Genomic DNA, 26,563 nt, shown 5'->3' with positions numbered 1-26,563 from the left:
AAATCGTTCCGATTTACCATCTTCGTGCTTCTCGCACTACGTCAGTGACGTCATTTGAAAAGATGAAATTGCGAAACACTGAAAGCTGAAAGAACAAAGCATGAGCATTACAGAACTGGCTGATTATCACGCCACCAATCATAAAACTTAGTGACGCCATCCTTGAAAGAGATGGTTGGTTTGTAACCAAAGAGCTTGTTTGCCTTGCTCACGTCTGCCCAGGTCTGAGGCACGTCGCCGGGTTGCTCGGGTTGACGATCGATGATCGCCTTTTTACCCACGACTTCCTCGATGGTCTCAATCATCTCGGATAGCGTGACGGTCTGGTCGTTGCCGATATTAATCACTTCGTAGTTCGAGCCTGTGTAATGCAAGGAGCCTAGGATGCCTTCAACGATATCGGCGATGAATGTGTAGTCGCGGCGAGTGGAGCCGTCGCCGAAGACTGGGATCGGCTCGCCGGCTTCGATCAGGCGCGCAAACTTATTGATTGCCAAATCAGGGCGTTGACGAGGGCCGTAAACCGTGAAGAAACGAAGCCCGAGCACGCGGATACCATACAGATGACTATAGACATGGCCAAGGAGTTCGCAACTGACCTTGGTGCTGGCATAGGGGCTGATCGGCCCGGAGACATCGTGCTTCTCACTCCATGGCACATTGGGGTTCACGCCATACACCGATGAGGAGGAAGCAAAGACGAATTGCTTGATGTCGTTCTCCTTCGCGAATTCCAGCAAGTTCTGCGTCGCGATGACATTGGCGCGCTGATAACCGACGGGGTCTTCGATCGATGGACGCACGCCGGCTTTGGCGGCGAGATGGATGATCGCATCGAAAGATGCGGAAACACTGAAAGCGGAAAGCGGAAAACCTGAAACCTCCTCTGTTTTCTGCTCTCCGTCTTCTGTCTTCTGACCTCTGTCCTCTGTCTTCTGACCAAAGCCCTCTGCTAGGAATTTGAGTTTTTGGTCGGTTCCTGGTTCGGCTAGGTCGGCTTCGAGAAGTTCGAAGTTGGGATTGTCCAAATGAGCTGCGATGTTCGCGGTCTTGAGTGCGCGGTCGTAGAACGGATCGAAGTTATCGACGCCGATGACTTGGTGGCCGTCGGCAAGGAGGCGATCGAGTGTGTGTGAGCCGATGAAGCCGGCACAGCCTGTGAGTAAAATTTTCATGGAAAATTTAGTGATGTCCGGCAGAGCCGGAGTGAGAGTGATTCAGCCGATGGCTGAGTGATAGTGGGCTTTTGAAAAGCTGAAATTTGGAAACACGGAAAACTGGAAACGCTACCACTCAAACACTCCTCACTTCTCACTCCTCACTCTGAGCCGCGCCTCAGCTGAGCACCCCAAGGCATTCAATCTTCGGGTCGCTAGCGAAATCCGCGGGTGCGATGAAGCCGCGAGGATCGTGGGGAATGTCGAGGCCGAGTGCTTGGTAGCACTCCCAGGCATACGGTCCGGTTCCTATGGGAATTAATTATTGTGCTTTTGCATAGGCCCGGTCTTGTCGCCTGAAGACAGGCTCGGAACACTGCAGATATACTCGCGGTCGCGGTCTAGGGGGAGTGAGAGTGAAAGTGAGGGTGAGAGTGCGGGCTGCGCTGGAGTGGCCGCGTAAAGGACTTCGTCCCACGTGGTTAAGGTTCTGTGGGGAAAAGAAGCGGTGCGAGTGAAAGTGAGAGTGATCGGATCGGCCGGTTGGCGATCCTGACATAAGCGTGGGTAAGCGGACCCGCGCAGCGGTCTGGGATACCTGAAAATATGAAATAGCTGAAACGCTGAAAGCTGAAAAAGGGAGGCTTGACCGATCGACTGACTTATTTCCCGTAGGGTGCTTGCGGCTCGGCAACGGCTGGAACTGATTGCTTGGGATACTTCTGACACACGGCATCCGCCACCCAAATGTCTTCGTCTAGTGCCTCCCATCGCAATGCACGTCCACCCACTCGCAGACAAACTTGAGCCAGATCGGACGATGCGGCATTGCATAAACGTGGATAATACTGAACCGGAAAGGCATGAGCCGAACCATCCGCTAAATCCAACTGAACCATTCCGTTTTTAAACGAGACAGCCGTCCCAATGAAATCTTGAGTTGAATTATCCATGAACTTTATTCCACGATTCGATGAGGGTTACTTTATTAATTTCGACCAATTCGGCAAGTCTGGGAGAAAAAATGAGGTCAAACGCAAATTATAAAGATGGGTTGAATTAGCCGCAAAAAGGGTCGCGCAAAAGAGCTTTGCTCCACGCGATACAGATTGAGTGGTGAAGGGGTTAAGTTGATGAGTGGGTGATTTGGGGGGAACAAACACTGAAAACTGGTCGCGTAAAACGCTGCGCGCACGCGATTATTGTGATGTTGCTCAGCTTAGCACGGCTAGGAGCTCGACTGCATCGGCGGTGGCGAAATCTTCTGAAAAGCTGAAAATTGGACGGAGCGCGAGTAGCGCGGAGATGGTGCGCGTTAGCGTGCCCTGAGCGGAGCGAAGGGTGACTGAACTGGGTGCCCTTGGGGCAAGTGAAGGAACAAACACGGAAACTGGGACAGTGCGCCGTCACTTACTTTTTTGCAGTTGCTCACAGGCTCCGAGTAAAGGTTCAAGATCACGCTGTAAGCTCGTCCAAACAATGCTGGCATCCACATTGAAGTATGCATGTGCCAATATATTCCTAAATGCAGCAATCGCATGCCAAGGAATTTCTAGATGTTCAGCCTTCCACTCTTCAGGCAAATGCTTCACCGCTTCGCCGATCACCTCAAAACAACGGACTACGGCATCAAGCGTTCTTCGATCCGCTGCAAAGGTTTCGTAATCATAGCCCTTCACGTAGTCTTGTATCGCTTGTCCGGCATCTAAAATATCCAACAAGTATAAATCGGAATTACGCGACATGTTGTAAATCGTCTTGAATCACCTGTAAGAATCGCTCACGGCACCCACCACGGCTAACCAAATCTATTTCCATTTGAAAAACTTTCTCCAATAGCAACTTCAACTCTACAAATTCGACCAAACTAGTCGCTTCCTGATATTCGACTAGAAAATCCAGATCTTTAGCGGTAGAGTCACCGCGTGCTGCGGAACCGAACAACCACAGGTTGGCGACATGTAAAGCCTGCAGCTGTTCGTGATGCTCAGCTAAGGCGTGGCGAATCTCCGCAACTTGTTTCATGCGTTCAAACTAGCTGAGGAATGTGAGATGACAAGCAACAACCAGCAGAACTGGAGTGACGACTTAAGAAATGCTGAAACTTGGAAATGCTGAAACACGGAAACACGGAAACACGGAAACACGGAAACACGGAAACACGGAAACACGGAAACACGGAAACACGGAAACACGGAAACACGGAAACACGGAAACACGGAAACTGGAAACGCGGAAACTGGGAAAATTGGACGGAGCGCGAGCAGCGCGGAGATGGTGCGCGTTAGCGTGCCCTGAGTGAAGTGAAGGGGGGGTGAAAAATGGGCACCAAACGCAAATATAAAGATAGGCAGGGAGCAACGGGGTTGAGTGATCCGGCTTCTTTTCAATACGCCGGGACAAGGGGTTAGGGGGCTAGAGGTAATAAGCCTGCTGCGGTCTACGCGGTTCTGGGCGTTGGCTTTGCTGTTTTTTAGTCCGCTTAATCACGCTTAACTTACGCTTAACCAACACGATGGGTTCTTAAACTGAACGGATGTGATTTGGGGTCACTGACTTGGGTTGTGTTGTTGTGTGGCCGCAAAAAGGCGCAAAGGCGATGCCTCACGCGATTTCGCGGCAGGCTAATTTGCTTACGCTGACGTATTTTCGGGACACTGACTTGGGTTGTGGTCTTTGGCTCTGCGGTTTGGTCCGCTTAACTGCGCTTAACGAGCGCTTAAACCAGCACGATGGGTTCTTAAGCTTATCCGATGTGATTTGGAGACACTGACTGGGGTTGTGTTGTTGTGTGGCCGCAAAAAGGGTCGCGTAAAAGAGCTTTGCTCCACGCGATACAGATTGAGAGGTGAAGGGGTTAAGTTGATGAGTGGGGTAATCTAAGCGAAAGGTTCTCTTCAAAATCAGCGTATAATCAGAGTTAATTAGCGGGATAAAAATACTCCTGATTCATCCTAGGCTCGGTTCGCGGGCTGAAGCACCGCGCTCCACTTAAACAGCGGCGCAGCCGCTAATACGTCGGGCGATACAGATTCCGGGCTTTTTGCTTCCGATAGTCGGTCGCTTCTTTGGCGACGGAGTCGAAGTCCATCGGGCTGCCGTTGATATCTTTCCACTTAGTGCGGGCACTGCCCAATGCCTCGGCGGCGATATCGGTGGCGAGGGTGAATTGGTGTTCGGAAAAGTTATCTTTCTCGGCGTAAAGGGTGAGCTCCATTGGGATCTCGCCTGCGGTGCGATGTGTCTCTTTCCAGAGCAGCTCCAAATCGTCATGTGGCGTATGCGGCACATAGAAATCGCGTGTCTCCTCGCCTAGCTTGAGCTCGGCTCGGCAGAAGCCCATTTTTTTCAGCACAAAGCGAAAGTCTGACCACAAATGCGTGGCACTGTCCGCCCGCTCGGCTTCGACGACGAGCCAGTTCTTCAAATACAACGCATTACGGGTATCCTGACGCGATTGTAATGAATCTGTGAGCAAGACACGCACACTGGCTGCAGAGATCTTCTGTCCACGTAGCGCAAAAAGAATCACCACAAACGCGAACCCCAAAAAGATCGGCAAGTAGCGCCCACGATCTGCAAAAGCCAGCAGCCCGCCAACGAGCGCGAACAGGGAAACCACATACAGCACCAGGACGGTATTGCGGCGCGATAGCCCCGTCCGCATTAGGCGGTGGTGGATATGCCCGCGATCTGGACGAAACAGCGGCAGGCCCTTGATTGCACGTCGCAGGAGCGCAAAGGCCACATCGACAATCGGTAAAGCTAAGGCCAAGGCAGGTGCAATTAGTGCAGCGAGCACGGCACCCTTTTCTGCATTCAACAAGGACAGCGCGGCAATGACATAGCCGATCATGTAAGCGCCGGAATCGCCCATATAGCACTTGGCGGGTGGAAAGTTATGAAAGAGGAATCCCAGAATCGCTCCAATCATCCCAAGTGAGAGAATCGAGGAAAAGGCAATCCCGCGCTGAATGCTCAAATAGACCAGCAAGGCCATGAGCATCAGCCCGACCCCGCCGGCCAGGCCATCGAGCCCGTCGATCAAATTGATCAGGTTCATGATCGCAACGAACCAGCCGACCGTCAGGAACATCCCGAAGACTCCGAGATTGACCATCGTATCGGTGAATGGAATGCCCACTCGATCAATCGATAGCCCACACTTATAGGCCGCTACCCCGATCAGGATCTGAGCGAGCAGCTTCACCTTCGCACCGAGCGGGCGAAAATCATCGATAAAGCCTAAGAGAAATGCGCCAAAAGCCCCACCCGCCACCGCGAAGTGCAGGATCGTCTTATTATCATCGGGATTGAGCTGATAAAAGCACAGTAAATAGGTCAGACCAAAGCCCGCCATCAGGCCCACCCCACCGATGCGCGGGATGACGCCTGTGTGCGTGTGGTGATGCTGCACTTCGCCATCCCCGCCTTGGCCGAAACCAACCGCAAGCAAGCAGTGGATCACAAGCCATGAGGCAAAGCATCCGAGAAGAATAAAAAATAGGAGAGGGAAGAGCATACCAGCGAAGCTGGAGCGCCGAAGGCGCGGTGAGAGGTTAAGGGGTTAAGAGGTTAGAGGCTAGAGGCTAGAGGCTCAGAGGTTAAGAGGTTAAGAGGCTAGAGGCTTAGAGGTTAAGGAGGGAGGGTCTTTTTAATTTAAGGACCTGGCTTTAATCAAGCCACGGAGCATTCGAGCCATTTGATCGCAGGTCGCTTTTAACTTGGCACTCTGATTCATGTCTAATTCGTAAATGGATTCGGCGATTTCAATCTGGGTATACAGTTCTGCGGCTGAAGCTTTGGCAATATAGAAGAATCGTATGGTATCCTTATTTGTATTCCGCTCATCCCCTTCTGCAATGTTACTGGCAATCGACACCGCAGCTCGACGCATCTGATCCACTAGACCGAAGTCTGTTTTAATCTGCCCATCTCTAGTAAACTGATAGGTATCGACTGCGAGCTGCTTCGCTAACTTCCAAACTTCAAGTGACTTAAATCCTGTCATAATTGACGGCTCTTAGCCTTATCCTGCCTCCCCCATCATCCCCTCGCCTCTCACCGCAGCGCAGCTGCAACCTCTAAGCCTCATTTCATCGCCGCAAGCGGCGACGCTTCCGCCCTTGGTCGTTCGGGAATTTTCCGAGACTTTCGCAAACGGCAGAGCCGTAATAATTGATGGCACCTTCGGTGCGATGACTGATGAATAATAGCTAATGGCTGATGCATTTGGCTATGGAAGCGGCAGGGCCGCGATGACTGCCAGGTAAAGCGCGGTGCGCCACGTGGTAGATGAAAAAGTGTTAACCGTTAATGAACGTCAATAAATGTGAATGGTGATGGATGAGGCTTAAGTTTATGAGCGATGAACCGCGTAAAAGACTTCGTCTCACGCGGTTGGCGCTACTGGTGAAAAAATTAGATGCTTATGATTTGGGAAACTTGGAAGTGAGGTTTGGTTCGCGGCTTAGGCATGCTGCTCAGGCGCTGTAGTCCTAACCGCTTATTTACGCTGATGGGACGCTTATCTGAGCACGATGGATATTGATTAAAAGCGTCTGTTATAAACGTATGATGAGTGGTGATAAGCGGTTTGAGCGAAGCAACTCAGGAGACAGGTTTTCAGTATTTCTAGATTTCAGGTTTTCAGCGTTTCCATGTTTCAGCATTTCAGATAATTTCTGGAGCATCTTTGGGTTGATTGAAGAAGCTGGCGCCGCCGAGTGCGGCCATGACGATGGGCATGAGCTTTTGCATGCGGCTCTGCCAGGTGCGTAAGGTATTGATTCGCTGAGCGGCGTGCGCTCGCAGTGCTGGATCTGGCTCAGATTCGATGAGGGCATCGATCGCATCGAGGCGCTCGCCACCAGATTCCAAATGCGGCGAAAATTGATCGCGCACAAAGCCATGCACCAAGCGCTTCATGGATAGCTCGGGCTGATAGTGATCCTTCCGGCTGCCGGCCACATAGTGCACCTTGACCGCACCCAACTGACGCAAGAATTTGAGTCCTTGGCTGACCGAACCTCGGCTGATCCCTAGACGCTCCGCCAATTCATCGAAGGTCTGCGGCGATTGCGCGCAAAACAGAAAGCCGTAAATCTCACCCACCGAACGTGGTAACCCAATCAAACTGGCCGCACGGATAAAGACTTCGATCGTCGAAGTCTCCCACGGCGAGAGCGCGGCAGGGGTGGCTGTAACATCTGTAGGCAAGGGGTTGAGGGGTTGAGGGGTTGAGGGGTTGAGGGGTTGAGGGGTTGATAAGATCAGGCAAATACTTTTTGTTCAAGTTTTTTTGAACAAAGCGAACTGACTGAAAATCTGTCGAGTAACGAGCAAAGCTCACGCAATGGTTAAAGCGGAACAACGCAGATGAGTGGTTAAGTAGGATCGGCTGCTTGTGCTGCCGTTTTCTTTAAATTCCGCACAGTATTCCTCTCACCTCTCAGCCCTCAGCCCTCAGCCCTCAAAGAAACTCCGTAAAAGGAGGAACCAGCTCAACGTGATGCTAATAAAGAGCAAGATCGTGCCGGAAATATACAGAAACCGGGCAAATTTAGGATACGGAATCACATTACTGATTCCGAACAACTGATTACATAGAGCGCTGCGCATACCACGCTTTGTCTCCTCTGAACTCGCAATAAAGAAAATACCGAGCACGCCAGGCATCACGCAAATGACGATTTTAATAAGGAGAATAGCGAAACCAACATCCAGAAGTTCCATAAAGAAAGATAAAAAGTTTTAGGAGTCTTTAAAGCACTGTGCGTCAAAGAAGATGGACTGGAATGTCTAGCCTTTCAGTGTTTGCCAACTCTAAAAGAGAGCTGAGAGCTGAGAGCTGAGAGCTGAGGGGTTGAGGGGTTGAGGGGCTGAGGGCTGGTTACTGCGACGCAACTAAAAAGGATCTCGGTCAAGCAACAACAAACAACACTCAACGAACAACACTCAACTAACAACTCGCGTGCTCTCGATTCCAGGCAACGCAGTCTTCATAGCGCACTTTGTTACCCCCGAAGAGGTCGAGTGCGCTGCCGATCGTGAGATCGACTTTACCAGCACTTAGATCCTGGACGCTTTGCAAATCCTCAAAGGCGTGCACGCCTCCAGCATATGTGACCGGAATCGTTGCATGCGCTCCGAGAAACTCGACTAATCGCGTATCAATCCCTTCGCATTTGCCTTCAACATCCGCGGCGTGAATCAGAAATTCGTCACACGAATACGCCAGGTCATTGAGCGTCCCCGCATCTACTAGCAGATCGGTCGGTGTCTGCCAGCGATTCATGGCCACGATCCAACCATCCCCGTCTGCACGGCAACTTAAGTCGAGCACCAAGCGTTCCTTGCCCACTTCAGCAACCAGCGCATCTAAGCGCTCTGGCCGAAAATGGCCGTCTTTATCAAATAGCCACGAGGTCACGATCACATGGCTCGCGCCCGCCTGCAGCCAACTCGCAGCATTCTCGCGATGAATCCCGCCGCCAATTTGCAGACCGCGCGGATATGCCGCCAACGCTTCACGAGCGGCGGCGTCATTGTCAGGCCCGAGCTTAATCACGTGCCCACCTACGAGTGCATCCTTCTGATAGAGATGCCCATAATAGCCTGCTGGGCGATCGCTCTCAAAGTTCGTCTGTAGGCCAGCACCGTCATCGCTTAAAGTGCCGCCAACGATTTGTTTTACCTTACCAGCGTGAAGATCGATACAGGGACGGAATAGAGTCATTTCAGGAGCAAAGCTGAAAAACTTAAATGCTGAAAGCTGAAAAGTGGAAAAGCTGACGGAGCGCGAGTAGCGCGTAGATGGTCTGGGAGGTCTGCCGACTTGGTCCCGAAGGGGTGACTGAGCTTGTCGAACTGAGTGCCCTCTGGGCCAGTGAAGAAACAAACGAGGAAACACGCGGACAGTTTGGCGACGACTTCAGGCAAGGCAACACGACTGAACACCCTCTGACAGCTGCCCCATGAGGCGGTGCGTATGCACGACAAAAGCGCTCAAATGATGGTTACACGTGAGTCAAGGTAGCCATCGTAGAATTCCACATGGAAAAAGCTTGAATAAAACGCGATAAAAAATAGGTTGCAGTAGTTAAACCATCTGTTTCCACATTACTTTATTATGAAAAACACCCGCTTCTATCTTGTGCTGCTTGCCCTCTTCGGCTTAAGCGCCCTCACAATTAATGCAGCCCAACTCGCCAGCGCTAAAGTGCTGAGTGTGACAGGCACGGTCACGAGCCACGCCGAAGATGGTGTCGAAACGCCGCTCACAGTCGGCACAATCCTCAAGCAAGGCGACAGCGTCACCACCACAGGATTGAGCAACGCACTCCTCGTTTTCTCCAACGGTTCTGAACTCGTCGTAGAAGCAGACTCTAGCCTAAAAATCGCTGAGCTCACGCAAGATGCCTTCAGCGGCAATAAAAGCTACGAGCAACTCCAAGCGGACCCAAGCAAGTCACAAGCATTGCTTGAACTGAGCTACGGTAAAGTCTCCGGACACGTCAAAAAGCTTCGCCCAGGCTCCGAATTCTTCGTCGAATCTCCGCTCGGCACCGCTGCGATCCGTGGCACTAACTTCGTGATGGGACTTTATTTCGATTCAATTCGCGGCGAACTGGTCTTCTTCGTTCAAAATAAGGACGGCAAAGTCGACCTCATTTCTCGTGTCGCTGGAACGGTCGAATTTGGTCGTGGCAACGTCAGCACCGTTGGATTCGCCCCTGGCGCCAAAAACCCGGACACATACGCGGTCCCACCAGCACATAGCATCATCGTTCGCCTCTCCGAGAACGACCCTTACTTCAAGGAAATCGTTAATTTCGTGAAGAACATCCCGCCACATGCCGGTCTTCCAACCATTATCATTGAAACTGATACAGATCCGGATGCAGAAGACGTGGAGTTAATCAGCCCAGAGGGTTAAAGGTAAATAAAGCTTTTAGTCATCTCTTTTCAAAACCCCGGTTCGCCGGGGTTTTTTATTGGTCAGGTCGGGCGATTCGGAACCGCTACCGCCAAGACAACAGCGCCTCTGTGATCTCAATGTCCTCTAGCGACTCGTCACGGCGTAGTGCAAAGAAGCCGGAAGCGAGTGGTTTCAATTCTAAGCACTGCGTCGGGCCCTGCAGTTGATCCTTAAAAGCGTCGTTAGAATACGGTTCTTCGACATTTCCAGTGGATGCTTGCAACTTCTCCAACTGCACAAAGTCAAAGGCGATGCTCATTGGAGGCTCTGAGACGAACCATCAACAACGCACATTTGGCAGAACAATTCCCATATTACGCAAACGGCAATAAACCATACAATCGCCACATCGTGGAGGACTGGCAACCCAGGCTGAGTGAGGTGTGGTCTAATACCAACATGCGACTAAAACTGGTAGTATCTAGCCATCGAAGGGAAGACCACTGTGAATACTTTTCAGCTGTATTTGTTAACCGCAGAGATCGCAGAGCACGCCGAGAGCTGACGCAGAGCATTTCACGCAGCCCTCCCCATCTCCTCGGCGCACTCAGCGATCTCTGCGGTTAAACCTTTTTACCAGTTTTAGTCGCATGTTGGTATTATTGCCTGAACTCGTTACAAGTGTTCAGGCGCGGTCGGAATTTTCACCGCACTACCGCTTTTGCAACGCTAGCCCTTCCTCGCGAAATAAAACCGCGGACGCCCGGACAGGTCTTCGAGGCTCTCCCCCTTCAGGCCTGCTGCCTCGCAGAGTGCGTTCAAGGTTTCGGTTTGCGCAATGCCCGTCTCTAAGGCGAGCAAACCGCCGGGCTTCAAATGCGCAGCGGCGTCTTTAAAAATCAGGCGCAGGTCATCCAAGCCATCGGCTCCGGAAACGAGTGCACCATGTGGCTCGTGCGCGACGACTTCCGGCTCGGCAGTCGTCATTTCTTCCTCTGTCAAATACGGGGGGTTCGAGACGATCAGGTCGTAACGCTCCTCACCTAGTCCCAAAGGACACAACCAGCTGCCCTCGTGTAGCGTAACGCGGGCATCCAGTCCTTGTGCAACGACGTTCTCCTTTGCGAGCGAAAGCGCTTCAGCACTGAAATCAACGGCATCCACTGCCGCCTCAGGATACTTATTGGCGAACGCTAAAGCTAACGCGCCACTTCCAGTTCCTAAATCTAAAATTGCGTTAGGCGTTTCAGTTAATGCCTCGCACACGAGCTCCACCAATTCCTCGGTCTCGTAGCGTGGAATCAACGCCCGCGGGTCCACCTTCAGCTCCATGTCACAAAAATCGACCGTGCCGACAATGTATTGCAGCGGCTCGCGATCAGCTCGGCGCTTGACTAGCGGGCGCAGCTCAACGAGCTGTGCTTCCGTCAGCGGTCGGTCGAGATCGAGATACAACTCCAGCCGTTTCATCCCGAGCGAATGCGCTATCAGTGTATCTGTATCCAATCGCGCATTCGGCACACCCTTGGACTTAAAGAAAGCCTCCGTGCGCTCCTTGATTTCGCGTATGGTTAATAATGACATCCGTGCGTTCTATTTATTTTCAGGTCTCTACTCTCAGCTCTCAACTCTCAACTCTCAAGTCTCAGCTCTCAGCCCTCAAGTCTCAGCTCTCAGCCCTCTTACACCTCCTGTGACTTCAACAAATTCTGAATACGGGCGTCGTAGTCATAATTTTGCAGACCATCGATCACATCGCCAAGATCGCCATCAATCACTGACGGCAAGGAAAGACTCAGTCCGATACGATGATCCGTGAGACGACCTTGCGGATAGTTATAGGTGCGGATACGCTCCGAACGGTCGCCAGTGCCAATCTGCCCCTTACGCTCGGCAGCGTATTTCGCATGTTCCTCATCCTCTTTTGCTTTGAGCAAACGAGAGCGCATCACCGTCAAAGCTTTGGCACGATTCTTGATCTGCGAGCGTTCGTCTGCGCAATACACGGTCACCCCCGTTGGTATGTGGGTCATCATCACAGCGGAGTCAGTCGTGTTGACGTGCTGACCACCTGCACCAGACGCACGCATGGTCGCAATATCCAAATCCTGTGGACGAATCTCGATATCCACTTCTTCCGCTTCCGGTAGCACAGCCACCGTAGCAGTCGAGGTGTGGATACGGCCTTGCGTTTCGGTGACTGGCACGCGCTGGACACGGTGCACACCGCTCTCGAACTTCAAATATTTGTAAGCATCTTCCCCCGTCATATTGAAGATGATTTCACGGTAGCCGCCGGTATCGGCCAAGCTCGTGCTCATTACTTCGACCTTCCAGCCGCGACGCTCTGCGTAACGACTATACATGCGGAAGAGATCGCCCGCAAAAATATTGGCTTCATCACCGCCGGCACCACCGCGGATTTCCATCACGGAGTTACGACTATCAGTCGGATCAGGTGGGATCATCGCACGCAGCACTTCGTTTTCCAAGGTCTCGATCTGACCACGAAGCTCGACGAGCTCTTCTTCCGCCATTTCGCGGATCTCCTCATCGGTCTCTTTATCTGCGATCATCGCCTCATTTTCAGCGATCGCTTTATTGGCTGCATTAAAAGCCTCAAATTTCTCGATCAGACTGGTGACGCGCTGATGCTCGCGGCCGACTTCAGCAGCGCGGCGTTGATCAGAATAGAAATTAGGCTCAGCGATTTGAGCGTCCAAGTTAGCAAGCTTGGCGCGGAACGGTGCGATATCAGGAATTTTATGCATATAACCAGTGGATGATTTCTTTAATGCGTTGCAGAAAAGCGAGTAGCTGACAACAGTCGAGACCTGCCTGCAATGACGAAAAAAAATCTCCACCGCCAAAATAGTGTCGCCTGCATCTGGGACTTCGACAAGACCCTGATCCCTGGCTACATGCAAGCACCCATCTTCGAAGCCTATGGAATTGACGAAGACGCCTTCTGGAAAGAGGTCAACCAGCTACCAGAAATCTACGCTCAGCGCGGATCCCGTGTCTCTCACGACACGATTTATCTCAACCACCTGCTCAGTTTTGTAAAAAACGGCTGCCTCAAGGGGCTGACCAATCAACGCCTACGGGAACTGGGCAAAGAGTTAGTTTTCTACCCAGGCCTCCCCGATCTTTTCGATCAGCTCAAGGAGGTCGTCCAATCACGCCCTGAATACCGCAAGCACAACATCACGCTGGAGCACTATATCATCAGCACCGGCATCGCTGAAATGATCCGCGGCAGCAGCATCGCGCCACATGTGGACGGCATCTTCGGCTGCGAATTTATCGAAGCCCCCCTACCACCGAATTTTTCCAATCAAAACGAACTGCCGCTACACATGGAGTTCGAGATCAGCCAAATCGGCGCGATTGTCGACAACACCATCAAGACGCGCTTCATCTTCGAGATCAACAAAGGCAGCAACAAGAACCCGCAGATTGACGTGAACGCCTCGATGTCGCGCGTCGACCGCCGTATCCCCATCGACCGGATGATCTACACAGCCGACGGCCCGAGCGATGTGCCCGTATTTTCAGTGGTTAAGAGCAACGGCGGCAAAGCCTATGCAGTCTTCAACCCCGACAGCGAAGCCGAATTTGCGCAGAACGACGCGCTCCTCCACGCCGGCCGCATTCACGCCTACGGCCCCGCCGACTACACTGAGAACAGCACCACTGCGAAATGGCTACGCATGCACGTGCGTCAGATCTGCAACAACATCGTGGATGAATGCGAGGAATCGCTCTCGCAGAATGTAGGCAAAGCACCGAGACATCTGCACGACGACGATGAGCCCGAGGTGGAAAAAGTAAAAGACGCGCCCCAAGGCGAATTGTTTTAGGCAGAAAGTGCACCGTAACGGACTGGCGACGTGTCATGGCGTAGCTTTAGCGAAGACTGAACGCCATTTCGACTGCTGAGCCTCAGCACGCGCACACTGCACTGATCGAAACCGCATTCGCGGATCCGCTACAAAATCCGGGTGTAGCGGAATGAGGAACTCATTTCGACTGCTGAGCCTCAGCACGCGCACACTGCACTGATCGAAACCGCATTCGCGGATCCGCTACAAAATCCGGGTGTAGCGGAATGAGGAACTCATTTCGACTGCTGAGCCTCAGCACGCGCACACTGCACTGATCGAAACGGCATTCGCGGGTTCCGCTACAAATCCGAGTGTAGCGGAATGAGGAACTCATTTCGGCCACAGAGCCTCAGCACGCGCACACTGCACTGATCGAAACGGCATTCGCCGATCCGCTACAAAATCCGGGCGTAGCGGAATGAGGAACTCATTTCGACCGCAGAGCCTCGGCCCGCACACACTGCACAAACCGAAACCGCATTCGCGAGTTCGCAAAAGCTACGCTGACACGTCGCGAGTGCGGCCAATCACCCCAGAAAGTGACCGCGTCTCTTTAAAAACCTATAAGCTGTGCTAAAGTAATACTTAAGGAAAAATTATGAGTCTATTAGCTGTCATTGTATTAGGAGCCTTAAGCGGATTAGTGGGTGCATTCGCGATGAACTGCTTCATGCGCGCCGTCAGCACCGCCTACAGTCAACGCGTCGACATGGTGCGAGCGCTCGGCAGCTATTTCACTGGCAGCACCGAAAATGCAATCAGCCTCGGCACCGCCATACATAGTGCCTCCGGTGTGCTATTTGGCATCATCTATTTTCTCATCATGAATGCCATGCATGCGCTCGCATTACCCTATTCTATATTCCTAGGACTCGGGTTCGGATTTTTTCATGGCCTGATCATGAGCTACATGCTCATGTTTTACGCCAGCGAGCGGCACCCCATCGAAGAATACCGCAAAGCCACCCTCGAACAAGGCCTACTCCATCTCGTCGGTCACATCATTTTCGGCGGCGTCGTTGGGCTGATTGGTGGATTTGCCGTATTGATACTCTAAACCTAAGCGGCAAGATGCCGCTTCTACGACACTCCCCGCGCTCTAGTGCTTTACATGTTATCACAATGCGTTAGAACGTAGGCATGAATCGCCTTCTATCCACCCTTACCTTAATTCTTGGCTTTGCCACTTTCGCGTTCACTGGTTGCCAAACTCCCGCTCCCACTCAAGTGGACCGCGGCTACACCGCCCCAGCGCAGCCAGCTCAACCAGCTAAAACGCAATGGCAAGCGGCTCCCGCTAAAACGTCCGTAGCCGCGAAGCCTGCTCCCAAGCATGTTGCCACTCGTGGCGATTCCGATGTTATCTTTAAGAGCAACCAAATCAAAGTCTCGAAGCGTGTGATCGAGTCCGCCTCCGTTGGTGGCTCCATCAAATACCGCATTCAAATCCAGGCCCTCGAAGACGTCAGCACCGTGCGCGTGACCGAAACGATCCCAGCTGGCATCCAATTTAAGTCCGCCACCCCGAGCGCATCGCTCTCAGGCAACAACGCTTCTTGGGTCTTCCCTTCAATGAAGCAGGGTAAGACTCAAAACATCGACGTCACCGTCAGCCCCACCCGCGAAGGCGACCACCAAATTTGCTCCACCGTATCGGTCGATAACGCATTCTGCCTGAACCTCTTTTCTGGCCAACCAAAACTAGAAGTCATCAAGCAAGGCCCCGCGAGTATCGAACTCGGCGAAATCGCTACTTGGACGGTTACCGTTACCAACAACGGCTCGGCTGATGCTACAGGCGTCGTCGTGACCGATAAACTTCCCAAGGCATTCGAGCCGACCACCACACTTCGCCAAGAGATCGGCACCATCACACCGGGCGAAACCCGCGTCGTCGAATACAGCGCCAAAGCCATCGCTCAAGGTGAGTTCCGCAACCACGCCACCGCGACGTATGACGGTGGCCCCGCCGTCGCCGGCGAAAGCAGCACACCGATCACGGTCGTGCAGTCTGGCATCCGTATTCGTAAGACTGGCCCCGCCGAAGCCTACGTCTTCAAACCAGTCGTGTTTAATATTACGATCGAAAACACTGGTGATACCGACCTCACCAATGTCCGCATCACCGACATCCTGCCAAAGGGCAGCTCAGTATCTGACAACGGCCGCGGTCGCGTCAGCGGCGACGCAATCGGCTGGATGATTCCAAATCTCCCAGCAGGTGCCAGCCAACTCATCACCACCGAGATCGCCGCCACTCGTAAGGGCAAATCGACTAACACCGTCAAAGTGCTGACCGAGAATGGCCTCGAAGCCAGCGACGCAGTGACTACCAACTGGCTCGCAGTTCCTGGTGTGACCGTCTCCATCACCGATACCAAGGATCCTGTCCGCGTGAAGGAAGAAACGATCTACGAGATCAAAGTCAGCAACCAAGGTAAATTCGAGCCCGTCACCGGCACAGTCACGGTGACATTCAATGATTCCGTGAAGCCAGTCGCTGTCGCAGGCGATGCACAAGGCACGATCAACGGCCAGACCGTCACCTTCCCACGCACCACACTGGAGCCGGGCAAGGACACGACTCTCAGCATCACCGCTGAAGGTGCCAAGATCGGCCCAGGACGCGCGTCGATGAACTTCAGCGCGGACTTCCTCAGCGAGCCGATCATCAGCCAAGAAACGACCAACGTTTACTAAACGCTGACCTAATTGATCTTTACAATCCAGCGGCCTCAACGGCCGCTGGATTTTTTTGTGCCTGTCAACCGGAGTTATTAGCACAGATCGAAACGGCATTCGCCGATCCGCTACAAATCTGGGGGTCGCGGAATGAGGCACTCATTTCGGCAGCAGAACCGCGGCACGCACACACTGCACAGATCGAAACGGCATTCGCCGATCCGCTACAAATCCGGGCGTTGCGGAATGAGGAACTCATTTCGGCAGCAGAACCGCGGCACGCGCATACTGCACAGATCGAAACGGCATTCGCCGATCCGCTACAAATCTGGGGTAGCGGAATGAGGCACTCATTTCGGCAGCTGAGCCGCGGCACGCACACACTGCACTGATCGAAACGGCATTCGCCGATCCGCTACAAATCTGGGCGTAGCGGAATGAGGAACTCATTTCGGCTACCGAACCTCGGCACGCGCACACCGCACTGACCGAAACGGCATTCGCCGATCCGCTACAAAATCTGGGGTAGCGGAATGAGGCACTCATTTCGGCAGCTGAACCGCAGCACGCACACACCGCACAGATCGAAACGGCATTCGCCGATCCGCTACAAATCCGCCGAAACGGCTTCGCGGATACGCTGCAAAACACGCGGCTGGAAGCGCGCTTCTACTGTCAGACTTCAACGCGGAAGAGACAGACAGAAATGTCTGTATCACTACGAATTTCATCTAAACTGGCAGCTTTTTTTGTGTTTCATTCAAAAGTGCTCAGCGTGAGACGTATGAAAACTCTGACTTCTCTGCTACTCACCTCGTTCATCACTTCGCTCGCATCCGCAGCGATCGTTCAAAAGACTATTCCTTACGAACTCGATGGCGTTCAATTTGAAGGCACTTTGATCTACGATGATGATCTTGATGACGACGAAACACTACCAGGAATCCTCATGATTCCGAACTGGATGGGCCCCAGTGAGAACGCCACCACCAAAGCACGCATGATTGCAGACGACGATTTTGCTGTCTTTGTGGCTGACATGTATGGGGTTACCGTCCGACCAAGCAACAGAGCAGAAGCTGGTAAGGCAGCAGGATTGGTTCGCGGCGATCGTGCACTCATGCGCTCCCGCGCGCAGAAGGCGGTCGATGTCTTTCATGGTCTAGCTGATGCACACCCCATCCATGCTGACAAAACACTCGCTGCTGGCTTTTGCTTCGGCGGTGGCGCCGTGCTGGAGCTCGCTCGCACTGGCACAGAATCCATTCAAGGCGTCGTCTCCTTCCATGGAGATCTCATATCACCAACACTGGAATCCGACACCAAACAAATCAAAATCCCAGTGCTCGTCTTACATGGCGCAGACGATCCTTATGTGCCTCAGGCAGACGTCCAAACTTTTGTGGAAACGATGATGGCGGACGATGTCGACGACTGGACCCTGGTGCAGTTCAGCGGCGCGGTGCACTCGTTCACGAATCCCGATGCCCAGTCGGACGGATCTCGCTACGATGCGCGAACCTCCAAACGCGCTTTCGAAATGATGGATGACTTCGCTGATGAAGTGCTCAAGTAGCAGTGCTTGAAATGCTGAAAACCGGAAACACTGAAATTCAAAGAGCTCTACACACGGCACTGACCGAAACGACATTCGCCGATCCGCTACAAATGAAACCAATTCTAGCCTCGGAATGGCTACTACGGCTTGCAAAACCTCCAATAATAACAAATGTTATAACAATGCCTATCAAAACCAAAATCCGTAAAATCGGCAATTCCTACGGGATTGTTCTGCCCAAAGAGGCACTGCAAGCGCTCAAGGTCGAGGAAGGCGCTGCAGTGTATTTGACTGAAGCTCCAAACAATACCCTGAATATTAATCCCGAGAGCCCGGGGTTTGATGAGAAAATGCGGATCGCTGAAGATCTAATGAAGCGCTATCGTAACACCTTCCGCGAGCTAGCCAAATGAACGAGCCTGATTGGATTACAAAGGAAGAGTGCCTTACGTTTCATTCAATGTTGGTTGCGCGTTTTGGAGGTGCTGATGGAATGCGCGATGAAAGTAAGCTAGATGCGGCTCTCGATCGCCCTTTGCAGCATCACAGCTACGGCGATCCCCCACCCAGTATTTTCGAACTCGCAGCTACATACGCATCCGGCGTGGTGAAAAGTCACCCTTTTCTTGATGGCAACAAACGCACAGGATTAATGGTCTGCCAACTGTTCATCGAAACAAACGGTTATCAATTCGAAGCACCTGAAGCCGAAACCGCACTGCAAATTCTAGCGCTCGCGGACTGCCAGTTGAGCGACGATGAACTCACGCAATGGCTCGAGGCGAATTGCACTCAGAAATCAAAGACGCGCTAAATGCGACAGGCACGACGGAGGTCTGCCGGAGATGGCGCAGCAATGCCTGTGTCACTTCAAAAAAAGCGGCTGGAAGCCGCTTCTACTGACTGGATGGCTGCTCATTTATGCAAATACTTTCCCGATTTTACAATTTTACTCTCAATTAAGAGTTCGCTACGATGCGCCTTTGTATTCGCCTCATGGCTTACATGACTTTTATTCAAGATGATATCTCACATCTAACCTTGCTTCAGCACACCGAGTAAATTTCCTACTACATTTTTAACCCAGACACAAATTATGTCAGACGCTACATCCGAAATCGGCCTTATCGGCCTCGCAGTTATGGGCCAGAACTTGGCTCTCAACGTCGCCGACCACGGCTTCAAAATTTCCGTATACAACCGGACGACTTCCAAGATGGAGGAGTTCGTGAATGCGAATCCAAATACTCCGGGTGGTCTCGTCGGTTGCGAAACCCTCGAAGGTTTCGTCGCTTCACTCAAGCGCCCACGTAAGGTCATCATCCTCGTGCAAGCGGGTTGGGCGACTGACAAGGTGATCGAAGGCCTCACAGAACTCATGGAAGAAGGCGACATCATCATCGATGGTGGCAACGCGAAGTGGGACGACACGATCCGCCGCGAAAAAGAGATCACTGCAAAGGGCCTACGCTTCATCGGTTCCGGTGTTTCCGGTGGCGAAGAAGGCGCACGTTTCGGCCCATCCCTCATGCCGGGCGGCACGAAGGAAGCATGGGAGCATCTTGAGCCAATCTGGAAGGCCATCGCTGCGAAGGTCGATCCTGAAACGGGCAAACCACTCGAAGGTGCTGAAGCGGGCAAGCCTGTCGAAGGCGGCTTCAGCTGCACCGCTTACATCGGCCCAGACGGCGCTGGTCACTACGTAAAGATGGTGCACAACGGCATCGAATACGGCGACATGCAGATGATCTGCGAAGCTTACGACCTCATGCAAAACGTGCTCGGTCTGAATCCAGCCGAAATGGGCGACATCTTTGCTGAGTGGAACAAGGGCGATCTCGACTCCTTCCTCATCGAAATCACTGCTGACATTCTCAAGCAAACCGATCCTGTCACTGGCAAGCCATTCGTCGACATCGTGCTCGATACCGCTGGCCAAAAGGGCACAGGTAAGTGGACATCCGTCAACGCACTCGACATGGGCACACCTGCTCCGACGGTTGCTGAAGCCGTGTTCGCACGTTGCATCTCTGCAGTCAAGGACGAGCGCGTTGCCGCTTCCAAGATCCTGAGTGGCCCCGAAGCAGCAGCCTTCACCGGCGACAAAGCTGAAATGGTCGAAGCGATCCGCGAAGCACTCTACGCTTCCAAGATCTGCTCCTACGCACAGGGCTTCCAGCTCATGCGCGAAGCACAGAAGGAATACAACTGGGAGCTCAACTTCGGCGAGATCGCTCAGATCTTCCGTGGTGGCTGCATCATTCGCGCAGCCTTCCTACAGAAGATCACCGAAGCTTTTGCGCGTGATCCCGAACTCGCCAACTTGCTGCTCGATCCCTACTTCACAGGTGCGATCAACAAGGCACAAGCAAGCTGGCGTAAAGTCGTGGCACTCGCTGCTGAGCACGGCGTATCCATTCCGACCTTCAGCTCTGCGCTCTCTTACTACGACGGCTACCGCACCGCACGCTTGCCGCAGAATCTCCTGCAAGCACAGCGCGACTTCTTCGGCGCTCACACTTACGAGCGCACCGACGAGCCTCGCGGTCAGTTCTACCACATTGATTGGCCAAAGGCAGACCGCCCGCAGCTGGAAATGTAGTCGCCAGCAATTAGCATCTTTCAAAAAGCCGTTCGGGAAACCGAGCGGCTTTTTTTGGGGTTGATTGCCGAACAGACGCGACTGGCGTCGCATCGCTACAGCTGAAAACACCGTAGCGAACTCGCGCTAGCGAGGTCGACCACTCTGCTTACGTGCACTGCTTGGCGCTTCCGCTGAAAATACCAATTCAACAAAAGCGGCTGGAAGCACGCTTATACTGGCAGACTGCAACGCGAAGAGACAGACAGAAATGTCTGTGTCACTATATGAGACATCCCACCCAAACAGACGCGACTGGCGTCGCATCGCTACAGCTGAAAACACCGTAGCGAGGTCGACCACTCTGCTCACTGGCACTGGTTGGACGCTTCCGCTGAAAATACTAATCCAAAGAAAGCGGCTGGAAGCACGCTTCTACTCTTGGACTTTCACGCGAAGAGACAGACAGAAATGTCTGTGTCACTATATTAGACATCCCACCCAAACAGACGCGACTGGCGTCGCATCGCTACAGCTGAAAACAGCGTAGCGAACTCGCGCTAGCGAGGTCGACCACTCTGCTTACGTGGACGTCCCTTGAAAATCAGGATGAACTTTTTTAGCAGTAGAAGCGTGCTTCCAGCCGCTTTCATTAAGGAACTACGGCAGTAGACTTAGGTTCAATTTTATTTAGGATCAAGGAACAAGCGGCAGGATGCCGCTTCTACTGTTTTTAATCCTAAATTCGGCAGTTGGCTAAGGCTCTGTTATAGAAACCGCGAATGAACACGAATTTACGCGAATAACAGGATATGCCAATTGGCGAAACGAATATTTCAATGCCAATTGTTGACTGATATTTTGCATCTAATTCATAATCAGCATTTTGTTCTTCTAAATTCGCGTTGATTAGCGTCCATTCGCGGTTCCAACTCATCTTTTTAGTTTAATTCGTGCCATCTGACTCATGACTCACACTTCAATTGCGCAAAAGTGCGTTGCGCATTTTTGCGCAATTGAAATGTCTCTGCATGAAAGCCAACTGTCGTGCGACGCGGAACTCACCGTGTTTCCTTAAGATTCAGCACCTTGAAAACCTCTGCTAGCACTCTGAGCACTGGTTGTTTCTGTTGAAACACCGAATGCTTGGAACAAATACTCAGATAATAGAACTGAGAATTTGATTTTTTTGGAAATAGATGCAGCACTCTATCGCTCACAAGCACTCGTCATAACCGACGTAGCACTGATTTACTATGAAACTAGAAAATAAAGAAGGATCACAAATCCCATCCGTCACATTCCGCACGCGCAATGGCAACGATTGGCTTGATATCAACAGCGACAGCCTGTTCGCAGGCAAAAACGTCGTGGTATTCTCACTGCCCGGTGCTTTCACACCGACTTGCTCATCGTCCCACTTGCCGCGCTACAACCAGCTCGCGAGCCTCTTTAAGGAACAGGGCGTCGATGAAATCGTCTGTGTTTCCGTCAACGACAGCTTCGTCATGAATGCGTGGAAGGACGATCAGGAAGCCGAAAACATTACCGTGATTCCGGACGGCAACGGTGAGTTCTCCGAAAAGATGGGCATGCTCGTCGACAAGGAAGCACTCGGCTTCGGCAAGCGCTCATGGCGCTACTCGATGTATGTCAGCAATGGCGTCATCAAGAAGATGTTCATCGAGCCAGAAGTTGAAGGCGACCCGTTCGAAGTTTCCGATGCCGACACCATGCTGCAATACCTGGCTCCGGATGTTTCCGTGCAAGAGCCTCTGACTATCTTCACTAAGATTGGCTGCCCACACTGTGAGCGTGCCAAGGCTCTCCTCAAAGAGCAGTGCTACCCATTCGAAGAAGTGATCGTTGGTAAAGACATCACCCTCGCTGGCTTGAAAGCGGTCTGCGGCGATGAAACTGCGCCACAAATCTATAAGGACGGCAACTACGTCGGCACTGAAGAAGAATTGGAAAGACTCTTCCTCTAATTCGCGTTTCCAAAGATTTCATACAAAAAGCCTCCCGTGTTCGCGGGAGGCTTTTTTATTGATGCCGCGCATCAAGAATTGTGGTTTTGCGAAATCGAAGTATCTGGCGTAGGGGTGCTGCTTGCCGTTTCGACAGGCTCAAGGCCCTGAGCTTGTCGAAGGGCGGCACCCGCGAAGGCAGCTAAAGTCTTACAACTTCCTATGCGTGTGGCCTTTGCGCGGGCTTCGCTAGCAAAGCCCCTACAAATGAATACCTTACGATTCAGCAGAATCTGCTGCCTTCGGCTTGCGCGTGCGGATGCCTGGCTTCGCGACAATCTCGAAATAGACCGCGTCCCAATTTTCAGCGAGCGCGTGATCGATCGCTTCATTGATCTCCGCCACATGTAGGTCTGTTGCCAGTTCAGCAGTCTCGCCGACCTTGCAATCGAAGTCCCAGAAATCCACGCCTTCGGGCAACTTCTTCTTACGCTCACGTTTTACATATTTACGGAGCTCAGATTTGATTGCTTCAACGACGCGTTCGGGTGCGTTGTTCGCAACCTTTATTGGAAATGTCTTTTTCATGGTTTGTTTCGTATCTAGTTGAACCGACTTTGTATTCGTAGCGTGAAGCTTTAGCGAGCGTTCAATGCCTCAGCACGAAGCCAGCACGACGGACGTTCGCTAAAGCGTCACGCTACACAATCTGCACTCAGAGCGCCCTCAACCTTTACGATCGAGGACGCTCAAAAGCATCGAACCTACAGGCTCTCTAGGATGCGCTTCGTTTCGTCGCGCTTCTCAGTAGTCTCGGCGAGTTGCTTACGCGCGCCTTCGACGATCTTCGCTGGCGCACTATCCACAAATTTCTTGTTCTTCAATTTGCCCTCACCTGCTGCAACGACCTTGTTCAGCTTTTCCAACTCCTTCGTGAGACGCGCCTTTTCGGCTTCGACATCAATGGAGCTGCTCAAATCGAGATACAAGGTGCCTAGCGGTGTCACTGCAGCTGGCAAGCCATCTGGCTGAGCACCATCGACCGCGGTCAACACGATGCCGGCGAGCGTTTGAACGAGGCTGGCATTGTCGGCGATGACTTTGACCGCATCCCCTTCGGCTGCGTAGAGCATCGCGACATCGCGCTTGTTCGCCAAATTATACTGCGACTTGAGGGCACGTGCTTGAGTGATCAATTCCTGCAAGCTGACCACACGAGCGGCGGCTGACTTGTCGGCGGAAAGCTGCGCTTCCAACTCGGCGGCAGTGGTGACCACCGTGTTTTGAATGAATGCGACGGACGCATCATAGCCGAGCCCCTTCCAGAGTTCCTCGGTAATGTGTGGCATGACTGGATTCGCGAGCTGCAAGACTTGACGGATCACGAGATCTTGGATCGCGAGACAGTTATCGCGCAGCGCTTCGTCACCACGGAGCTTGCCCTTGGATGCTTCGACATACCAGTCACAGAAATCACCCCAGAAGAAGGCGTAGATCAGGTGCGTGAGCGGTGCGATTTCGTAGTTCTTAAAGCACTTTTCAATTTCAGCAGTGACTTCGATCACGCGGGATAGGATCCAGTGGTCGTAATCGTCGCAGAGCGCGGTATCGATGCGGCTCAGAATTGCGTCCAAGCTGGAGTTGTCGGCCATTGGGCCAGACATCTGACGGAAGCGAACCGCATTCCACAGCTTATTGGAAAAATTACGGCCGATTTGAATGCGCTCTTCTGAGAACAGAATATCGGAGCCCGACGGTGCGATATTACAGATACCGAAGCGCAGACCGTCGGCGCCGTATTTCTCGATCAAATCAAGTGGATCGGGCGAGTTGCCGAGTGACTTCGACATTTTACGTCCCTTTTCGTCACGAATCAGACCGTGAATGAAGACGTTTTTAAATGGGATACGCTTGGCGAGTTCCTCATCGGACAGATCCTTGGCATCGTCACCATACAACTCGATACCAGCCATGATCATACGAGCGACCCAGAAGAAAATAATATCGAACCCTGTGACCAACACAGAGGTCGGATACCAGAAATCGAGTTCCTTCTGCTGCTCAGCAGTAGGCTCGGGCCAGCCGAGATTCGCCATCGGCCAGAGATACGAGGACGCCCACGTGTCGAGCACGTCGTCTTCTTGCTCCCAGTTTTCAGGATCGGAGGGTCCTTCGACAGAGACATGCACATGCTCGGGATTTTCGAAATCGAGTTCCGAACGCTCCGCACCCTTCTTATACCAAACAGGGATACGGTGGCCCCACCAGAGCTGGCGGCTGATGCACCAATCCTGAATACCGTTGAGCCAGTGCAGGTAAGTCTTCTTCCAGCGATCTGGGTGAAATTTGATCGTGCCGTTTTCAACTGCACGCTTGGCCTCTTCGACCTTCGGGTATTTGAGGAACCATTGCTCAGAGAGGCGCGGCTCGATGGGCACATCGCCACGCTCCGAGAAGCCGACGGTGTTCTCGTAATTCTCAGCCTCAATCAAGAGACCTAGTTCTTCGAGCTTAGCAACCGCTTGCTTGCGGGCCTTGAAACGATCGACGCCGTCGAATTCCTCGCCAGCGAGCGCGTTGAGACGCCCGTCGTGGTCGATCACTTCAATCACTTCGAGGTTGTGACGTTGGCCGATCTCGAAGTCATTCTTATCGTGTGCGGGTGTGACCTTCAGGCAACCGGTGCCGAACTCGCGATCCACATATTCGTCGCCGATGATTGGGATTTCAGCCTTCGGGAAGGGACGCCAGACGGTCTTACCAATCAAGTGCTTGTAGCGCTCATCCTCTGGATGCACGGCCACAGCGGTGTCGCCCATGATCGTTTCAGGGCGAGTGGTGGAAATTTCAAGATGCGTGCGCTCGCCGTCTGGCTGCACCAGTTCGTAGCGCATCTTATAGAAGAAGCCGCTTTGTGGCTTCATGTTCACCTCTTCATCGGAAATCGCAGTATGCGTCGCAGGGCACCAGTTGACCATGCGCTTGCCGCGGTAGATGTATCCGCGCTTATAGAATGAGACGAAAGCCTCCAACACTGCCTTCGAGTAGTCCTCGTCGAGTGTGAAGCTGGTGCGATCCCAGTCACAGGACGCGCCGAGTTTCTGCAGCTGATTGAGAATCACGCCGCCCGACTCTGCGCGGAAGTCCCAGACCTTTTCGAGAAATCCTTCACGGCCGAGGTCATATTTACTTTGACCCGTCGATTCACGGAGCTGCTTTTCGACCTTGGTCTGTGTGGCGATACCTGCGTGGTCGGTGCCCGGTTGCCAGAGCACGGCCTTGCCTTCGAGGCGGGCGCGGCGGACGAAGATGTCCTGCAAGGTATTATCAAGCACGTGCCCCATGTGCAGCATACCGGTGACATTCGGTGGCGGGATCATAATCGCATACGGCTCTTTCGAGCTATCAGCGACTGCCTTAAAGCATCCGGCTTCGAGCCAGTTAGCATACCAGCGTTGTTCGACTTCTTTGGGTTCGTAGGCTTTTGCGATTTCAGACATGACAGGAAAAATTAGAAAGGAGCCAAAGGTGAGGGTCTATCGCAGGCTTTCAAGCCAGAAAGGCGGTAGACTGAAAAGCGGAAACGCTGAAAATGGGAAATTCTGAAAGTTTAACGGTCCAGCCAAAGCTTGGTAGCGGAATGAGGCACTCATTTCGGCAGCTGAGCCTCAGCCCGAGCAACACGCGCACAGATCGAAACCGCATTCGCGGGTTCCGCTACAAATCTGTGTGTAGCGGAATGAGGAACTCATTTCGGCGGCTGAGCCTCAGCACGCGCACACCGCACAGATCGAAACGGCTTCGCCGATCC

The 26,563-nt window shown here is 52.6% G+C and carries 23 protein-coding genes; 9 read left to right on the top strand and 14 right to left on the bottom strand.

Features of this window, described 5'->3' with window-relative positions; all coding sequences use genetic code 11:
- Positions 1–107 precede the first annotated feature (107 nt).
- The 9 genes from GZZ87_RS05125 to hisA form a co-directional block, all read right to left on the bottom strand.
- Positions 108–1,175: a GDP-mannose 4,6-dehydratase gene (locus tag GZZ87_RS05125; protein WP_162026103.1), complete on the bottom strand. Its 1,068-nt coding sequence runs from the start codon at positions 1,173–1,175 to the stop codon at positions 108–110.
- Between the two features lie 644 nt (positions 1,176–1,819).
- Positions 1,820–2,110 (bottom strand): DUF2442 domain-containing protein, encoded by a 291-nt coding sequence (locus GZZ87_RS05120; protein WP_162026104.1) that lies wholly within the window; start codon positions 2,108–2,110, stop codon positions 1,820–1,822.
- A gap of 453 nt (positions 2,111–2,563) precedes the next feature.
- Positions 2,564–2,902 carry a DUF86 domain-containing protein gene (locus GZZ87_RS05115; protein ID WP_162026105.1) on the bottom strand — a complete coding sequence of 113 codons (339 nt, stop codon included), beginning with the start codon at positions 2,900–2,902 and terminating at the stop codon, positions 2,564–2,566.
- Positions 2,892–3,182 (bottom strand): nucleotidyltransferase domain-containing protein, encoded by a 291-nt coding sequence (locus tag GZZ87_RS05110; protein ID WP_162026106.1) that lies wholly within the window; start codon positions 3,180–3,182, stop codon positions 2,892–2,894. Before GZZ87_RS05110 ends, GZZ87_RS05115 begins: the two co-directional genes overlap by 11 nt.
- Positions 3,183–4,167: 985 nt before the next feature.
- Positions 4,168–5,679, bottom strand: coding sequence for an MraY family glycosyltransferase (locus tag GZZ87_RS05105; protein WP_162026107.1), 1,512 nt, complete (start codon positions 5,677–5,679; stop codon positions 4,168–4,170).
- Positions 5,680–5,811: 132 nt separating this feature from the next.
- Complete coding sequence (locus GZZ87_RS05100) at positions 5,812–6,168, bottom strand: four helix bundle protein (RefSeq protein ID WP_162026108.1); 357 nt, start codon at positions 6,166–6,168, stop codon at positions 5,812–5,814.
- A 662-nt stretch (positions 6,169–6,830) separates the two neighbouring features.
- A complete protein-coding gene (locus GZZ87_RS05095; protein WP_162026109.1) occupies positions 6,831–7,376 on the bottom strand; it encodes an ArsR family transcriptional regulator in 546 nt (181 codons plus the stop codon).
- Positions 7,377–7,622: 246 nt separating this feature from the next.
- Positions 7,623–7,892 (bottom strand): hypothetical protein, encoded by a 270-nt coding sequence (locus GZZ87_RS05090; protein WP_162026110.1) that lies wholly within the window; start codon positions 7,890–7,892, stop codon positions 7,623–7,625.
- Between the two features lie 226 nt (positions 7,893–8,118).
- Positions 8,119–8,895 carry a phosphoribosylformimino-5-aminoimidazole carboxamide ribotide isomerase gene (gene hisA / locus GZZ87_RS05085; RefSeq protein WP_162026111.1) on the bottom strand — a complete coding sequence of 259 codons (777 nt, stop codon included), beginning with the start codon at positions 8,893–8,895 and terminating at the stop codon, positions 8,119–8,121.
- A 393-nt stretch (positions 8,896–9,288) separates the two neighbouring features.
- Here hisA and GZZ87_RS05080 point away from each other — a divergent pair, with 393 nt between their 5' ends.
- The gene (locus GZZ87_RS05080; protein ID WP_162026112.1) at positions 9,289–10,095 is read left to right on the top strand and encodes a FecR domain-containing protein; all 807 of its coding nucleotides are present in this window, start codon (positions 9,289–9,291) and stop codon (positions 10,093–10,095) included.
- Positions 10,096–10,180: 85 nt separating this feature from the next.
- On the opposite strand, the gene GZZ87_RS05075 is transcribed toward GZZ87_RS05080, so the two are convergent.
- The 3 genes from GZZ87_RS05075 to prfA all read right to left on the bottom strand — a co-directional run bounded on the left by GZZ87_RS05075 (position 10,181) and on the right by prfA (position 12,848).
- Positions 10,181–10,396 carry a hypothetical protein gene (locus GZZ87_RS05075; protein WP_162026113.1) on the bottom strand — a complete coding sequence of 72 codons (216 nt, stop codon included), beginning with the start codon at positions 10,394–10,396 and terminating at the stop codon, positions 10,181–10,183.
- A gap of 410 nt (positions 10,397–10,806) precedes the next feature.
- Entirely contained in the window at positions 10,807–11,661 is an 855-nt protein-coding gene (prmC, locus tag GZZ87_RS05070) for a peptide chain release factor N(5)-glutamine methyltransferase (RefSeq protein ID WP_162026114.1), read from the bottom strand.
- Positions 11,662–11,759: 98 nt separating this feature from the next.
- Positions 11,760–12,848 (bottom strand): peptide chain release factor 1, encoded by a 1,089-nt coding sequence (gene prfA / locus GZZ87_RS05065; protein WP_162026115.1) that lies wholly within the window; start codon positions 12,846–12,848, stop codon positions 11,760–11,762.
- A 72-nt stretch (positions 12,849–12,920) separates the two neighbouring features.
- Between prfA and GZZ87_RS05060 the strand changes: the two genes are divergently transcribed.
- From GZZ87_RS05060 to GZZ87_RS05025, 8 genes are all read left to right on the top strand, one after another.
- Positions 12,921–13,940, top strand: a complete 1,020-nt coding sequence (locus tag GZZ87_RS05060; protein WP_162026116.1) for a haloacid dehalogenase-like hydrolase — start codon at positions 12,921–12,923, stop codon at positions 13,938–13,940.
- A gap of 622 nt (positions 13,941–14,562) precedes the next feature.
- Positions 14,563–15,021 (top strand): hypothetical protein, encoded by a 459-nt coding sequence (locus tag GZZ87_RS05055; RefSeq protein ID WP_162026117.1) that lies wholly within the window; start codon positions 14,563–14,565, stop codon positions 15,019–15,021.
- Between the two features lie 83 nt (positions 15,022–15,104).
- A complete protein-coding gene (locus GZZ87_RS05050) occupies positions 15,105–16,664 on the top strand; it encodes a DUF11 domain-containing protein (RefSeq protein ID WP_162026118.1) in 1,560 nt (519 codons plus the stop codon).
- Positions 16,665–17,430: 766 nt separating this feature from the next.
- Complete coding sequence (locus GZZ87_RS05045) at positions 17,431–18,222, top strand: dienelactone hydrolase family protein (RefSeq protein ID WP_162026119.1); 792 nt, start codon at positions 17,431–17,433, stop codon at positions 18,220–18,222.
- 164 nt (positions 18,223–18,386) lie between these two features.
- Entirely contained in the window at positions 18,387–18,617 is a 231-nt protein-coding gene (locus GZZ87_RS05040) for an AbrB/MazE/SpoVT family DNA-binding domain-containing protein (protein ID WP_162026120.1), read from the top strand.
- Entirely contained in the window at positions 18,614–19,018 is a 405-nt protein-coding gene (locus tag GZZ87_RS05035) for a type II toxin-antitoxin system death-on-curing family toxin (protein WP_162026121.1), read from the top strand. Before GZZ87_RS05040 ends, GZZ87_RS05035 begins: the two co-directional genes overlap by 4 nt.
- 282 nt (positions 19,019–19,300) lie before the next feature.
- Positions 19,301–20,806 carry an NADP-dependent phosphogluconate dehydrogenase gene (gene gndA, locus GZZ87_RS05030; RefSeq protein WP_162026122.1) on the top strand — a complete coding sequence of 502 codons (1,506 nt, stop codon included), beginning with the start codon at positions 19,301–19,303 and terminating at the stop codon, positions 20,804–20,806.
- Positions 20,807–22,041: 1,235 nt separating this feature from the next.
- A complete protein-coding gene (locus GZZ87_RS05025) occupies positions 22,042–22,773 on the top strand; it encodes a glutathione peroxidase (RefSeq protein WP_162026123.1) in 732 nt (243 codons plus the stop codon).
- 255 nt (positions 22,774–23,028) lie between these two features.
- Here GZZ87_RS05025 and GZZ87_RS05020 read toward each other — a convergent pair whose 3' ends face one another.
- Entirely contained in the window at positions 23,029–23,340 is a 312-nt protein-coding gene (locus GZZ87_RS05020) for a DUF6172 family protein (protein ID WP_162026124.1), read from the bottom strand.
- A 176-nt stretch (positions 23,341–23,516) separates the two neighbouring features.
- Positions 23,517–26,252, bottom strand: a complete 2,736-nt coding sequence (locus GZZ87_RS05015; RefSeq protein ID WP_162026125.1) for a valine--tRNA ligase — start codon at positions 26,250–26,252, stop codon at positions 23,517–23,519.
- Positions 26,253–26,563 lie beyond the last annotated feature (311 nt).

The organism is Lentimonas sp. CC4, assembly GCF_902728235.1.
In the GTDB taxonomy this organism is placed as follows: Bacteria; Verrucomicrobiota; Verrucomicrobiia; order Opitutales; family Coraliomargaritaceae; genus Lentimonas.
This window is presented reverse-complemented; position numbering and strand designations above follow the sequence as displayed.

Coding starts and splice junctions, on each gene's coding strand:
- GZZ87_RS05020 (WP_162026124.1), bottom strand. CDS start 23,340: ATGAAAAAGACATTTCCAATAAAGGTTGCGAACAACGCACCCGAACGC.
- GZZ87_RS05125 (WP_162026103.1), bottom strand. CDS start 1,175: ATGAAAATTTTACTCACAGGCTGTGCCGGCTTCATCGGCTCACACACA.
- GZZ87_RS05055 (WP_162026117.1), top strand. CDS start 14,563: ATGAGTCTATTAGCTGTCATTGTATTAGGAGCCTTAAGCGGATTAGTG.
- GZZ87_RS05015 (WP_162026125.1), bottom strand. CDS start 26,252: ATGTCTGAAATCGCAAAAGCCTACGAACCCAAAGAAGTCGAACAACGC.
- GZZ87_RS05050 (WP_162026118.1), top strand. CDS start 15,105: ATGAATCGCCTTCTATCCACCCTTACCTTAATTCTTGGCTTTGCCACT.
- GZZ87_RS05040 (WP_162026120.1), top strand. CDS start 18,387: ATGCCTATCAAAACCAAAATCCGTAAAATCGGCAATTCCTACGGGATT.
- GZZ87_RS05090 (WP_162026110.1), bottom strand. CDS start 7,892: ATGGAACTTCTGGATGTTGGTTTCGCTATTCTCCTTATTAAAATCGTC.
- GZZ87_RS05120 (WP_162026104.1), bottom strand. CDS start 2,110: ATGGATAATTCAACTCAAGATTTCATTGGGACGGCTGTCTCGTTTAAA.
- GZZ87_RS05080 (WP_162026112.1), top strand. CDS start 9,289: ATGAAAAACACCCGCTTCTATCTTGTGCTGCTTGCCCTCTTCGGCTTA.
- GZZ87_RS05110 (WP_162026106.1), bottom strand. CDS start 3,182: ATGAAACAAGTTGCGGAGATTCGCCACGCCTTAGCTGAGCATCACGAA.
- GZZ87_RS05060 (WP_162026116.1), top strand. CDS start 12,921: ATGACGAAAAAAAATCTCCACCGCCAAAATAGTGTCGCCTGCATCTGG.
- prmC (WP_162026114.1), bottom strand. CDS start 11,661: ATGTCATTATTAACCATACGCGAAATCAAGGAGCGCACGGAGGCTTTC.
- GZZ87_RS05100 (WP_162026108.1), bottom strand. CDS start 6,168: ATGACAGGATTTAAGTCACTTGAAGTTTGGAAGTTAGCGAAGCAGCTC.
- GZZ87_RS05025 (WP_162026123.1), top strand. CDS start 22,042: ATGAAACTAGAAAATAAAGAAGGATCACAAATCCCATCCGTCACATTC.
- GZZ87_RS05105 (WP_162026107.1), bottom strand. CDS start 5,679: ATGCTCTTCCCTCTCCTATTTTTTATTCTTCTCGGATGCTTTGCCTCA.
- GZZ87_RS05045 (WP_162026119.1), top strand. CDS start 17,431: ATGAAAACTCTGACTTCTCTGCTACTCACCTCGTTCATCACTTCGCTC.
- gndA (WP_162026122.1), top strand. CDS start 19,301: ATGTCAGACGCTACATCCGAAATCGGCCTTATCGGCCTCGCAGTTATG.
- GZZ87_RS05115 (WP_162026105.1), bottom strand. CDS start 2,902: ATGTCGCGTAATTCCGATTTATACTTGTTGGATATTTTAGATGCCGGA.
- hisA (WP_162026111.1), bottom strand. CDS start 8,895: ATGACTCTATTCCGTCCCTGTATCGATCTTCACGCTGGTAAGGTAAAA.
- GZZ87_RS05035 (WP_162026121.1), top strand. CDS start 18,614: ATGAACGAGCCTGATTGGATTACAAAGGAAGAGTGCCTTACGTTTCAT.
- prfA (WP_162026115.1), bottom strand. CDS start 12,848: ATGCATAAAATTCCTGATATCGCACCGTTCCGCGCCAAGCTTGCTAAC.
- GZZ87_RS05075 (WP_162026113.1), bottom strand. CDS start 10,396: ATGAGCATCGCCTTTGACTTTGTGCAGTTGGAGAAGTTGCAAGCATCC.